This window comes from Kosakonia sp. LAM2021 (assembly GCF_016620385.1).
GTDB lineage: Bacteria > Pseudomonadota > Gammaproteobacteria > Enterobacterales > Enterobacteriaceae > Kosakonia > Kosakonia sacchari.
Genome location: NZ_JAENHT010000010.1, coordinates 83,406 through 96,052, shown reverse-complemented (window position 1 = coordinate 96,052; position 12,647 = coordinate 83,406). Strand labels below are relative to the sequence as shown.

Sequence of the window (12,647 nt, the reverse complement as noted above, 5' to 3'; positions counted from 1 at the left end):
CAGGATGTAACCGCGTGCGATTATTTGCTCAGTTAGGCTGGTACTTTCGCCGGGAATGGCAACGCTATCTCGGGGCTGTCGCCTTACTTATTATTATTGCTATCTTGCAGCTTATCCCGCCCAAAGTGGTTGGGATTGTGGTGGATGGCGTCACCGAAAAGCACTTCACTACGCAACAAGTGTGGATGTGGGTGGGGGTGTTGGTCGCTGTTGCGATCGTGACCTACTTGCTGCGCTACGTCTGGCGTGTCTGGCTGTTCGGCGCATCCTATCAACTGGCCGTTGAACTGCGGGAAGATTTTTACCGCCAGTTAAGCCGACAACACCCGGAATTTTATCTCCGTCACCGCACCGGTGATTTGATGGCGCGCGCGACCAACGATGTTGATCGCGTCGTTTTTGCCGCGGGCGAAGGGGTGCTGACACTGGTGGATTCGCTGGTGATGGGTTGTGTGGTGCTGGTGGTGATGTCAACGCAAATCAGCTGGCAGCTTACGCTGCTGTCGCTGTTACCGATGCCGATTATGGCGCTGGTTATCAAGCGTTACGGCGATCAGTTGCATCAGCGCTTTAAGCTGGCGCAGGCGGCGTTTTCGGCATTAAACGATCGAACCCAGGAGAGCATGACCAGCATTCGCATGATCAAAGCGTTTGGCCTGGAGGATCGCCAGTCGGCGCTGTTCAGCCGTGAGGCGGCAGATACCGGTGCGAAAAACATGCGCGTGGCCCGCGTTGATGCCCGTTTTGATCCCACTATTTATATCGCCATTGGTATGGCAAATATGCTGGCGATTGGCGGCGGTAGCTGGATGGTGGTGCACGGCTCTTTAACGCTTGGCCAGTTGACCAGCTTCGCCATGTATCTGGGGCTGATGATTTGGCCGATGCTGGCGCTGGCATGGATGTTTAATATCGTCGAGCGCGGCAGCGCTGCTTACAGCCGTATCCGCGATATGCTGGCGGAAGCGCCGGTAGTGGATGACGGCCCCGAACCGGTGCCGGAAGGGCGCGGTAATCTGAATATCGCCATCCGTGAATTTCGTTACCCGCAGACTGAAAGCGCGGTGCTCAACAATGTGGCTGTGACGCTGGCGCCAGGCCAGATGTTGGGCATTTGCGGCCCGACAGGCGCCGGGAAAACCACATTGCTCTCTTTAATTCAGCGTCATTTCGATGTTGAGCAGGGCGATATCCGTTTCCACGATATCCCCCTGACGCGCCTGCAACTGGACGCCTGGCGCAGCCGCCTGGCGGTGGTCAACCAGACGCCATTTCTCTTCTCCGATACCGTGGGCAACAATATTGCGTTGGGTAAACCGGGTGCGACGCAGGAGGAGATCGAGCATGTCGCGAAGCTTGCCAGCGTGCACGACGATATTCTGCGTCTGCCGCAGGGGTACGACACCGAAGTGGGTGAGCGCGGCGTAATGCTTTCCGGCGGGCAAAAACAGCGGATCTCGATTGCCCGTGCGCTGCTGCTGAATGCGGAGATTTTAATCCTTGATGATGCGCTCTCCGCCGTGGATGGCCGTACTGAACACCAGATTTTGCACAACCTGCGCCAGTGGGGCGAAGGGCGCACCGTTATTATCAGCGCGCATCGCCTGTCGGCGCTGACCGAAGCCAGTGAGATTATCGTCATGCAGCATGGGCACATCGCACAACGCGGCCAGCACGAGCAACTGGCGCGCCAGCCCGGCTGGTATCGCGATATGTATCGCTATCAGCAACTGGAAGCGGCGCTGGATGATGTTCCGCAGGAGGCGGTTGATGCGTAATTTCACCAAACAGTGGCCAACGCTTAAACGCTTGCTGAAATACGGCTCGCCGTGGCGCAAACCGTTAGCTAAAGCGGTGCTGATGCTGTGGGTCGCGGCGATTGCCGAAGTCTCCGGCCCGGCGCTGATCAGCTACTTTATCGATAATATGGTGGCGAAAAACTATCTGCCGCTCGGCGTGGTTGCCGGGATGGCAGCGGTGTATATCGGCCTGCAATTGCTGGCGGCGCTACTGCATTATGCGCAAGCGCTGTTGTTTAACCAGGCGGCGGTCGGCGTCGTCCAACAGTTGCGTACCGATGTTATGGATGCCGCCCTGCGCCAGCCGCTTAGCGCGTTTGATACCCAGCCCGTCGGGCAGATTATTTCGCGCGTGACTAATGATACTGAAGTGATCCGCGATCTCTACGTCACGGTGGTGGCAACGGTGTTGCGCAGCGCGGCGCTGATTGGCGCGATGCTGGTGGCAATGTTCAGCCTCGACTGGCGCATGGCGCTGGTGGCGATGGCGATTTTCCCGGCGGTGTTGATAGTGATGCTGCTATACCAGCGTTACAGCACGCCTATTGTGCGACGCATGCGTGCTTATCTGGCGGATATCAACGATGGTTTCAACGAAATCATCAACGGGATGAGCGTTATTCAGCAGTTCCGTCAGCAGGCGCGTTTTGGGGAACGCATGAGCGAATCCAGCCGTTCGCACTATATCGCCCGCATGCAAACCCTGCGGCTGGACGGTTTTTTGCTGCGTCCGCTGTTGAGCCTTTTCTCCGCGCTGGTGCTGTGTGGCTTGCTGATGCTGTTTGGTTTCTCGTCCGTAGGCACGGTAGAGGTCGGGGTGCTGTATGCCTTTATCAGCTATCTTGGGCGTCTTAACGAGCCGTTGATTGAACTGACAACGCAGCAGTCGATGTTGCAGCAGGCGGTGGTCGCCGGTGAGCGCGTGTTCGAGTTGATGGACCGACCGCGCCAGACTTACGGTTACGATGACGCGCCGCTACAAAGCGGGGCTATCGACATCGACAATCTCTCTTTTGCTTACCGCGACGATCAACTGGTGCTGCAGGATATCTCCTTGCACGTGGAGCCGCGCAGTTTTGTCGCGCTGGTCGGGCATACCGGCAGCGGGAAAAGTACGCTGGCCAGCCTGTTAATGGGCTATTACCCACTGACGAAAGGGGAGATCCGTCTGGATGGGCGTCCGCTTTCTGCATTAGGCCACGCGCCGCTGCGCAAAGGTGTGGCGATGGTGCAGCAGGATCCGGTGGTGCTGGCGGACAGCTTCTATGCCAACGTGACACTGGGTCGCGATATCAGCGAAGAACAGGTGTGGAAAGCGCTGGAAACGGTGCAGTTGGCTGAGCTGGCGCGCACGATGAGTGACGGTATTTACACTCGGCTGGGCGAGCAGGGCAATAACCTTTCGGTGGGGCAAAAACAGCTGCTGGCGCTGGCGCGCGTGCTGGTTGAGACACCGCAGATCCTGATTCTGGATGAAGCGACAGCGAACATCGATTCCGGGACCGAACAGGCGATTCAGCACGCGCTGGCGGCCGTGCGTGAGCATACGACGCTGGTGGTGATCGCCCACCGTTTATCGACCATCGTTGAGGCAGAAACGATTCTGGTGCTGCATCGCGGGCAGGCAGTTGAGCGCGGCACCCATCAGCAACTGCTTGAAGCGAAAGGCCGTTACTGGCAGATGTACCAGTTACAGCTTGCCGGTGAAGAGCTGGCTGCCAGCGCGCGCGAAGAGTCGCTTATCGCCTGATGCACCAAAATTAAGCACGCACCTTCACGGAATCTCTGTTGGTGCAAAAAAGTAACGCATCATGCACTGTCATGGTGCGTTTTTCTTTACACTTAACCTGCCGAATCCCAGGCAGACTTTTTTCCCTTTCTTACCCTGCCTGTCCGGGCGCATTAACGGCCTGAAAACCTCCCTCTTTTCATTCCTGGCACAACGATTGCAATGTCTGTTGCGTGTTAGCTGCGGCCATTATCGAATTCGACTGGAGGGGGATCTATGAAGCTGGTTACCGTGGTGATTAAGCCATTCAAACTTGAAGACGTGCGTGAAGCGCTTTCTTCTATTGGTATTCAAGGGTTGACCGTAACTGAAGTGAAAGGCTTTGGCCGTCAGAAGGGTCACGCTGAGCTGTACCGCGGTGCGGAATATAGCGTCAATTTCCTGCCGAAAGTGAAAATTGATGTGGCGATCGCCGACGATCAACTCGATGAAGTGATCGATGTGATCAGCAAAGCGGCCTACACCGGAAAAATTGGCGACGGCAAAATTTTCGTTGCCGAGCTGCAACGCGTCATTCGTATTCGTACCGGCGAAGCCGACGAAGCGGCACTGTAATACAAGACACACAGTGATGGGGATCGGAACAATGAAAAACACAACATTAAAAACAGCTCTTGCTTCGCTGGCGTTGCTGCCAGGCCTGGCGATGGCGGCTCCCGCTGTGGCGGATAAAGCCGACAACGGCTTTATGATGATTTGCACCGCGCTGGTGCTGTTTATGACCATTCCGGGCATTGCGCTTTTTTACGGCGGTTTGATCCGCGGTAAAAACGTACTGTCGATGCTGACGCAGGTTGCCGTCACCTTCGCTCTGGTGTGCATCCTGTGGGTGGTGTATGGCTACTCGCTGGCATTTGGCGAGGGCAACAGCTTCTTCGGCAGCTTCAACTGGGCAATGTTGAAAAACATCGAACTGAAAGCCGTGATGGGCAGCATTTATCAGTATATCCACGTGGCGTTCCAGGGATCCTTCGCTTGTATCACCGTTGGACTGATTGTCGGCGCGCTGGCTGAGCGTATTCGCTTCTCTGCGGTGCTGATTTTTGTCGTGGTATGGCTGACGCTTTCTTACGTGCCGATTGCACACATGGTGTGGGGCGGTGGTCTGCTGGCAACCCACGGTGCGCTGGATTTCGCAGGCGGTACGGTTGTTCACATCAACGCTGCGATTGCAGGTCTGGTGGGGGCTTACCTGATTGGCAAACGCGTGGGCTTTGGCAAAGAAGCATTCAAACCGCATAACCTGCCGATGGTCTTCACTGGCACCGCTATCCTGTATGTTGGCTGGTTTGGCTTCAACGCTGGCTCTGCAAGCTCGGCGAACGAAATCGCTGCGCTGGCTTTCGTAAACACGGTTGTTGCCACTGCGGCCGCTATTCTGGCGTGGGTATTTGGCGAGTGGGCAATGCGCGGCAAGCCGTCTCTGCTCGGTGCCTGTTCTGGTGCCATCGCGGGTCTGGTTGGTATCACGCCGGCCTGTGGTTATGTGGGTGTCGGCGGTGCGCTGATTGTGGGTCTGATTGCCGGTCTGGCTGGGTTATGGGGTGTTACCGCTTTGAAACGTATGCTGCGTGTTGATGACCCGTGCGACGTCTTCGGTGTGCATGGCGTGTGCGGCATCGTGGGCTGTATCCTGACGGGTATCTTCGCCTCTACGTCGCTGGGTGGTGTCGGTTTCGCTGAAGGTGTGACCATGGGTCATCAGGTGCTGGTGCAGCTGGAAAGCGTTGCCATCACTATCGTGTGGTCTGGCGTGGTGGCCTTTATTGGTTACAAACTGGCGGACATGACGGTAGGCCTGCGCGTACCGGAAGAACAAGAACGTGAAGGGCTGGATGTGAACAGCCACGGCGAAAACGCCTATAACGCCTGATTCTGTTGAGTTATCTCCTGAGCATAAAAAAGCCTCCGTTCGGAGGCTTTTCTTTTTTAAGCGCGGTTAGTTGCGATTGCGCATGACGCCTTCCTGCACGCTGGACGCGACCAGCACACCCTCTTGCGTATAGAACTCGCCGCGCACAAAACCGCGAGCGCTGGAGGCTGACGTGCTTTCCACACTGTAGAGCAGCCATTCGTTCATATTAAACGGGCGATGGAACCACATGGAGTGGTCAATGGTGGCAACCTGCATACCGCGCTCAAGGAAGCCCACGCCGTGCGGCTGAAGTGCAACCGGCAGGAAGTTAAAGTCCGAGGCATATCCAAGCAGATATTGATGCACGCGAAAATCGTCCGGCACCGTGCCGTTTGCGCGGATCCATACCTGGCGGGTGGGATCGGCAACGTGGCCTTTCAGCGGGTTATGAAACTCAACCGGGCGGATCTCTAGTGGTTTATCACTGAGAAACTTCTCTTTGGCCTGCGGTGGCAATAAATGGGCAAGTGCGCGGGCGATATCCGTTTCGGATTGCAGCGAATCCGGTGACGGTGCCTGCGGCATCGTTTTTTGGTGCTCGTAGCCGGTTTCCGGCGCCTGGAACGACGCGGTCATGTAGAAGATGGGTTTGCCGTTCTGGATGGCCGCGACGCGTCGGGCGCTGAAACTGTTGCCATCACGTAACACTTCCACGTCATAAATAATCGGTTTTTCACTATCGCCCGGACGTAAAAAGTAACTGTGGAACGAATGCACCAGGCGCTCGGCAGGAACAGTCTCTTTGGCGGCATACAAAGCCTGGCCTACGACCTGGCCGCCAAAAACCTGGCGCAAGCCGAGATCTTCGCTCTGCCCGCGAAACAAGCCCTCTTCAATTTTTTCCAGGTTCAGTAATGCCAGCAGATTAGATAACGCCTGACTCATAGATTTCCTCAAATTAATAACGGCTGACGGAGCGAATTATCCGAATAGTATAACCTGGAAAAATTGCTGGTCCGATGGGTTCAATAATCTGAATAGATGGCAGTTTGCAGGAATATACCTCGCACGTGTGCCACACTTGTTCAGGTTACGATGGTTTGACCACACATCCTGGCGGGCGAAACGCCTGCCGGTGCATTGAAGATAAGGAGAAATCAATGAAACTCGTGCACATGTTAAGTGGTTTAGCAGTCGCGGTCGCGCTGTCTGCCTGCGCCCAAAAGGGCGGCGATATTCCGACACCTGCACCTAACCCAAATGCACCTGCGGCAACAAATAAACCGGCGATCACGCAACCGAATGTTTCGGGTACGGTTTGGATCCGTCAGAAAGTGGCGCTGCCGCCAAATGCGGTACTCACCGTAACGGTTTCTGATGCCTCGCAGGCAGATGCGCCGTCGAAAGTGCTGGCGCAGAAAGCCGTCCGTACTGAAGGTAAACAGTCACCGTTTAGCTTTGTGCTGCCATTTAACCCGGCGGATATTCAGCCGAACGCCCGCATCCTGCTGAGCGCGGCGATTACCATTGACGACAAAATCGTCTTTATTACCGATACGGTTAAGCCGGTTATCAACCAGGGCGGTACGAAAGTTGACCTGACGCTGGTGCCGGTACAGCAAACCGCTGTGCCGCTGCAACAAAGTGGCGGGGCGGCAACCACGGTGCCTTCCACTTCTCCAACTCAGGTAAACCCGTCGGAAGCGACACCTGCGCCGACGCAGTACTAATATGACTGTGCTCCTCCCGCCCGGGAGGAGCCTTAATAAAGCCAGCGATAGTGCTGTAAATCGATTTGCCCACTCCCCGACACCACCACGCCTTCCGCCAGTAGCGCCTGACGCTGACGCTGTAAATCCGGCCCGGTCAGCGAGATACAACCATGACGATTCACTACCCGATGCCACGGTAACGTGCTGCCTTCCGGTAAGCGTTTCAGCACACCGCCCACCTGGCGCGCCGCGCGCGGTGAACCGGCCTGCTTTGCCACATCGCCATAGGTCGTGACATAGCCTTCGGGTATGGCGGCAACGATTTGCCACACCCGCTGCGGGAAAGAGTCCTGTGTATCCATTGTGATGTTGATGTCCTGAACGAAGAAGAGGCAGCATAAATAGCGAATCGTGTGCTGTGAAGAGAGGATTGCGCAAGAAACCAGCATCCGTCCCGGCGCGGCTTGCAATTGCCATCCCGGATAGGGATAATGCGCCAGCGCGTTGGTTAACAACGCTCTCAATGGGGGCTCTGTTGGTTCTCCCGCAACGCTACTCTGTTCACCAGGTCAGGTCCGGAAGGAAGCAGCCAGGGCAGATGACGTGTGTGCCGGGATGTAGCTGGCAGGGCCCCCACCCAATTCTGCTCCCCCTTGTTTTCTTACTCGCGTGAATAACGCAAATACCCCGCAATGCCATTTTTTCCGCCATCCGAAGGGTGATGAACACCTTCTGAAACCGGAATTTGCGCAAAATCGAAGGGCGAGACTCCTTCAATGCAGGCCACATTCACGCCGTATTGATCCGGGTTAGATCGCCGCTGGTGAAACGTATAGATACCGCAAACCGAGCAAAAATAGTGCACGGCGGTGCCGGTGTTAAAGCGATACTCGGTCAATTTATCCTTGCCTTTAACAACCTCAATGCCCGAGAGCGGGGCCGACACGGCAACAGCGCCGCGCATTCGGCAAAAAGAGCAATTACAGCGCCGCACGGTGTTAAAACCATCCGAAAGTTGCACAGAAAACGCCACCGCGCCGCAGTGACACTGCGCCATTAATTTTTCTGACATCGCTTTCCTCACAGAGCAAATCAAACGGGTCTTTCAACCTTAGCCTTTTTTACCTTTTTTGGTGGGGGAAAACGCGTGGGTTCACTGGTGATGTTTTTATGCAGAGACGGTACGCTGTAGCCGCAAAAATAATTCTGATAAAAGGGCAAGGAGTATGCGCAACATCGTATTGGCAGTGACGTTATCGGTATCGGCGGCACCTTTTGCCGCCACGTTGCAGTCGGGAGTTTATGAAGAGCTGCAACTGGCGGTCTCCCCCTCCGGGCAGGTCACGGGCTACTACTCTGAAACGATGGGTGTTGGCGTGACGCGAAACTGCGCGTTTGCGCTGGCGGGTAACGTGTCTCCGAACGGGGAGGCGGAAATATCCAGCTGGTCTTCAGATGTGCTGCCGGGACATCTTTCTGCCACGGCGGACGGCGTGACATTGAAGATTGCGAACGGGCAAAACCATGACGGCTGCATGAATGTGATGGTGCCGCAAATCAACGAGGGGATTGCGTTGAGTAAAACCCAGTCGACACAGTGGATTTCTCTCGCCGAAGTGGTTGATGAGCGGGTTTATCTCAGCAGCACACCGGATGTCAGCACGCGTCGCAAAGCGTGGATTGTCAAAGATGATGTTGTCGGTGTGCTCAAAATCGGGAAAGGCTGGACGCAGATCCAGTTTATTAACGAGTCAGGAAAAAGCACCACTGGCTGGGTTAACAGCCAGTCGATAAAACCGCTGACGCCGCCTGCGGCCTGAGTTTTACACCACGCTACGTTTTAATGGCGCTTCCGTTTCGCGAAGCGCCAGCCACAACGGTTTCAGTCGCAGCAGTGCATTTTCCAGCTCACCGGGATCCAGGGCGAAAGGGATGCGCAAATAGCGCTCAAATGCTCCTGTCAGTCCAAAACGCGGGCCAGCGCCGAGGTGGATACCAATTGTTTCTGCACGGGCGGCAAACTGCGTTGCCAGCATATCGGGCAGTTCTATCCAGAAAGAGAGGCCGCCTTCCGGCAGTGAGAAACGCCAGTCGGGGAAATGTTCCCGCAGCAACGCCGCACAGCCATCGCGTCGTGCTTTGAGCATGTCACGACGCGCAGGCAGGAAAGTTTCTGCATTCTCCATCAACCACAGTGTTGCCAGTTGTTCCAGCAGTGGTGAGCCGAGTTCCAGTGTATCGCGCGTCTGCACCAGCGTAGCAATGGTCCGCGATGAGGCGCGGATCCACCCTAAACGCAGCCCACCCCAGAACGTTTTACCCGCCGAACCGAGCGTAATGACCGTGCTGCTACTATCAAACGCCGCCATTGGCGGTGGCGGCGGAGACTCGTACCACAAATCAACCATCGTTTCGTCGACCACCAGGGTGGTGCGCGCTTGTGCGGCAACGCTAACGATGGCCTGCCGCGTGGCGATATCCATACAGCGGCCGGTTGGGTTGTGATAATCAGGCATTAAGTACGCCAGCCGTGGCGCGGTCTGCGCCAGCGTCGCGGCGAAACCGTTGGTGTCCCAGCCCGTTTGCGGCAAGGACACGCCAACTGGCCTGCACGACGCGCCCTGAATGGCGGCAATCGCCAGCGGATAGGTCGGATGATCGACCACCACGCGATCGCCTGGGCCGGTCAGCATACGCAGAACCAGCGCCAGCCCGCTGAGCGCGCCATTGACCACCATCACTTCATCAGCATGCGTGGGCAAGCCGCGGGCGGTGTATCGCGCGGCAATCGCTTCGCGCAGCGCCTGCACACCTAATTGCCCGTAACCGGTGCGAGAAAGATAGGGCGGAATGGCCGCCAGCGCGTGAGTATAAGCCTGGTGGATTTCCGGGCCAGCGCTGAGCGCGGCAGTGGAGAGATCGAGCGCTGTGCCCGCCGTGCTAAGGGTTGGGATCGCCCGGCTATCGGGCAGGATCACACGCGAGCCACTGCCGTGGCGGCTCTCCAGATAACCTTCATCACGCAAGTGTGCGAGTGCGCTGGCAACCGTTGTGCGGCTGATCTCAAGCATTGAGGCCAGTTCACGCTCTCCGGGAAGGCGTGTCTCAATTGCCAGTCTGCCGTCAAGGATCAGCAGACGCAGCGCGTCGGCAAGTTGTCGCCATAACGGCGTACGGGATGCGGGTTGTTGCCAGTGTCCCAACAGACGGTGTAAAGAGTGGCTACCCAGGCGGCGCGATGACATATACAGTCCACTATTTTAAAACTGGACATTAATAATAAGGCCATTTCCGGTAAAGATGAAAGCCTGAACAACCGGAGAAAAACAATGCTGCGTCGATTAATTCAACTTTACATAGGCCTGGTTCTGTACGGCGTTTCCACCGCCATGTTTGTACGCGCGGATCTGGGCGCGGATCCGTGGAACGTTTTTCACCTGGGCGTGATGAAACTGTTATCGCTGGATATTGGTACGGTGATGATCGTGACCGGTGCGCTGGTGCTGCTGTTGTGGATCCCGCTGCGCCAGCGGCCCGGATTGGGAACGTTAAGTAATGTCATTGTATTAGGCCTTGCCGCCGATGCCGCGCTGTCGTTGATGCCGGTGCTGGATTCGCTGGTGGCTCGCGGCACTTTGCTGGTTGGCGCTGTGGTGGTGAATGCCATCGCGACCGGAATGTATATTGGCGCGGGGTTCGGTGCCGGGCCGCGCGATGGGTTAATGACCGGTATTCATGCGCGTACGGGCTGGTCGGTGCGAACTATCCGCACGGCGATTGAACTTTCTGTACTGTTTATCGGCTGGCTGCTGGGGGGAACCGTTGGCGTGGGGACGGTGGTTTACGCGCTGGCGATTGGCCCGTTGATCCAGCTTTGTCTGCCGTGGTTTCGTCAGACACCGACGCTAAAGCCTGAGCCACAAAGCGAGCCCGCGCTATAACTGTGTATTGAATGCAGTGCGCTGCGCCATTCATCCCCTCAATTTTGGTGTCAAACGGGCTGTTTACTTTATAAAACGGCCAGGGGATTCTGGTGTAACAACATCCGTTGGCGTTGCAAAGGAGTATGGTCAATGACAACACCCGAGCTCGAAACCGCAAGACTTCTTCTCAAGCCGCTGGCATCGGAAGATGCCACGCACATTCAGCGTATTTTTCCGCGCTGGGAAATCGTGCGCTACCTGATAGCCAGTGTACCCTGGCCCTACCCGGAAGGTGCCGCGCAGCATTATGTCGATAATGTTGCGCTGGCGGCAAACCGCGCAGGGGAGGGCTGGTTTTGGACGCTGCGTCGCAAAGCAGACCCGGCAGAGTTGATGGGGGTTATTTGCTTAATGAGTACGCCAGACAATAACCGGGGGTTCTGGCTGGCACCGGAGTGGCAAGGGCAGGGTTATATGACGGAAGCTTGCCATGCGGTGAATGATTACTGGTTTAATGTGCTCGATCGCGATGTGCTGCGCGCGCCGAAAGCCGTGGCGAATGCGCGTTCGAAAAAGATTTCGGAACGTAGCGGAATGCGGCTGGTTCGCCGCCAGAAGGGGCAATATGTGGCCGGGGAGCTGGACACCGAGCTCTGGGAAATAACTCGCGACGAATGGAATAATCTTCACCGCTGAAACCTGTCAGCCTGAGATGGCTGGCAGGATATTTAAATTTTATTGTCGATATATTTATTTACGCTGGTTTATTTGTCATTTTACTGAAATATTAATTTAATCTTTTTGTCATAATTCTTAGGCAGATTAGTCTAGGGTTTTTTTAAGTTGTTATAATTCTGAAATATATTTCTGGATCAGTTCCATAAGTTCGTGTATTAATTAGCATGTTTATTCACACAAGAAGGGATAATCATGACCAGTGCTGTATTAAACGTCAAAATTGATGAAGCGCTAAAAGAGAAACTTCGTCATTACGCAGAAGTAAATAGTGAAAATCTCGGTACCGCGACAGAAAAGCTGTTGCTGCTGGCTTTTCAGGCTGCGGAAGAGGCGGGAGTATCGGAAGACGACATTGACAACCAGCATACCGAAGAAGAGAGTTCTACTCCGTTAACTCCTAAAGAAATTAAAGCGTTACGTAAACTTCTGAAGAAGAAAAAATGAACCAACAACTGCTATCAACCGCCAGCAACTATGGCGAAGCCTGCGAGATGCTGCGCTCAGGTTTTGTCAAACAAGTTCGTCTGGACTGGAATATCGGAAGTGATGAGTTTTTTCGCATCGCATCAGACTGGTGTGACGCCGGAGCGAAAATTAAAAAAGAAGGGCACAGTTTTATTATTTCAATAAAAGGTTTCCCAATCCCACGTCAGCAGTAATGTATTTGTCATGAAACTGTCATTTTAATTGCATTAAAAAATGTGATGGTGGTTTCATAATAAAAATACGTAACCATCTCAAATGCACATTACGGATGATGTTTCCGACGAGCCTTTTGTGGCTCGTCGCTATTTCTTTTCCCGCAAATTATTCTTCAATTGTATTTAGTCC

At 55.2% G+C, this 12,647-nt stretch carries 14 protein-coding genes and 1 other RNA gene; 11 read left to right on the top strand and 4 right to left on the bottom strand.

Translation table 11 applies throughout. The annotated features are described in order from the left end of the window. Positions 1-14: 14 nt before the first annotated feature. The 4 genes from JKP81_RS19165 (at position 15) to amtB (ending at position 5,461) form a co-directional block, all read left to right on the top strand. Positions 15-1,778 carry a SmdA family multidrug ABC transporter permease/ATP-binding protein gene (locus tag JKP81_RS19165; RefSeq protein WP_200552968.1) on the top strand — a complete coding sequence of 588 codons (1,764 nt, stop codon included), beginning with the start codon at positions 15-17 and terminating at the stop codon, positions 1,776-1,778. After that, positions 1,771-3,549, top strand: coding sequence for a SmdB family multidrug efflux ABC transporter permease/ATP-binding protein (locus tag JKP81_RS19160; protein ID WP_200552967.1), 1,779 nt, complete (start codon positions 1,771-1,773; stop codon positions 3,547-3,549). The genes JKP81_RS19165 and JKP81_RS19160 overlap by 8 nt, the downstream gene beginning before the upstream one ends. Positions 3,550-3,804: 255 nt before the next feature. Further along, the gene (gene glnK, locus JKP81_RS19155) at positions 3,805-4,143 is read left to right on the top strand and encodes a P-II family nitrogen regulator (RefSeq protein ID WP_002891893.1); all 339 of its coding nucleotides are present in this window, start codon (positions 3,805-3,807) and stop codon (positions 4,141-4,143) included. Between the two features lie 31 nt (positions 4,144-4,174). Further along, positions 4,175-5,461, top strand: coding sequence for an ammonium transporter AmtB (gene amtB, locus JKP81_RS19150; RefSeq protein ID WP_020456781.1), 1,287 nt, complete (start codon positions 4,175-4,177; stop codon positions 5,459-5,461). Between the two features lie 66 nt (positions 5,462-5,527). Here the strand turns inward: amtB and tesB are convergent, their stop codons facing one another. Then, positions 5,528-6,388, bottom strand: coding sequence for an acyl-CoA thioesterase II (gene tesB / locus JKP81_RS19145; protein WP_200552966.1), 861 nt, complete (start codon positions 6,386-6,388; stop codon positions 5,528-5,530). 215 nt (positions 6,389-6,603) lie between these two features. Here tesB and JKP81_RS19140 point away from each other — a divergent pair, with 215 nt between their 5' ends. Next, on the top strand, positions 6,604-7,173 hold the full coding sequence (locus tag JKP81_RS19140; RefSeq protein ID WP_200552965.1) for a YbaY family lipoprotein: 570 nt from the start codon (positions 6,604-6,606) through the stop codon (positions 7,171-7,173). A gap of 32 nt (positions 7,174-7,205) precedes the next feature. Here the strand turns inward: JKP81_RS19140 and JKP81_RS19135 are convergent, their stop codons facing one another. After that, a complete protein-coding gene (locus JKP81_RS19135; protein WP_200553057.1) occupies positions 7,206-7,517 on the bottom strand; it encodes an MGMT family protein in 312 nt (103 codons plus the stop codon). A 171-nt stretch (positions 7,518-7,688) separates the two neighbouring features. Between JKP81_RS19135 and ffs the strand changes: the two genes are divergently transcribed. Beyond that, positions 7,689-7,785: signal recognition particle sRNA small type (ffs, locus tag JKP81_RS19130), an RNA gene on the top strand. 31 nt (positions 7,786-7,816) lie between these two features. Here the strand turns inward: ffs and JKP81_RS19125 are convergent. After that, positions 7,817-8,227, bottom strand: coding sequence for a GFA family protein (locus JKP81_RS19125; RefSeq protein WP_200552964.1), 411 nt, complete (start codon positions 8,225-8,227; stop codon positions 7,817-7,819). 154 nt (positions 8,228-8,381) lie between these two features. Between JKP81_RS19125 and JKP81_RS19120 the strand changes: the two genes are divergently transcribed. Beyond that, positions 8,382-8,975, top strand: coding sequence for a hypothetical protein (locus JKP81_RS19120; RefSeq protein WP_200552963.1), 594 nt, complete (start codon positions 8,382-8,384; stop codon positions 8,973-8,975). 3 nt (positions 8,976-8,978) lie between these two features. On the opposite strand, the gene JKP81_RS19115 is transcribed toward JKP81_RS19120, so the two are convergent. Continuing rightward, entirely contained in the window at positions 8,979-10,400 is a 1,422-nt protein-coding gene (locus tag JKP81_RS19115; RefSeq protein WP_200552962.1) for a PLP-dependent aminotransferase family protein, read from the bottom strand. Positions 10,401-10,484: 84 nt separating this feature from the next. Between JKP81_RS19115 and JKP81_RS19110 the strand changes: the two genes are divergently transcribed. The 4 genes from JKP81_RS19110 (at position 10,485) to JKP81_RS19095 (ending at position 12,475) form a co-directional block, all read left to right on the top strand. Next, positions 10,485-11,096: a YitT family protein gene (locus JKP81_RS19110; protein WP_200552961.1), complete on the top strand. Its 612-nt coding sequence runs from the start codon at positions 10,485-10,487 to the stop codon at positions 11,094-11,096. A 132-nt stretch (positions 11,097-11,228) separates the two neighbouring features. Continuing rightward, positions 11,229-11,774 (top strand): GNAT family N-acetyltransferase, encoded by a 546-nt coding sequence (locus tag JKP81_RS19105; protein ID WP_200552960.1) that lies wholly within the window; start codon positions 11,229-11,231, stop codon positions 11,772-11,774. A gap of 234 nt (positions 11,775-12,008) precedes the next feature. Further along, positions 12,009-12,260, top strand: a complete 252-nt coding sequence (locus tag JKP81_RS19100; protein WP_200552959.1) for a hypothetical protein — start codon at positions 12,009-12,011, stop codon at positions 12,258-12,260. Continuing rightward, a complete protein-coding gene (locus JKP81_RS19095) occupies positions 12,257-12,475 on the top strand; it encodes a hypothetical protein (protein ID WP_131406044.1) in 219 nt (72 codons plus the stop codon). Before JKP81_RS19100 ends, JKP81_RS19095 begins: the two co-directional genes overlap by 4 nt. The last annotated feature ends 172 nt before the right edge of the window (positions 12,476-12,647 follow it).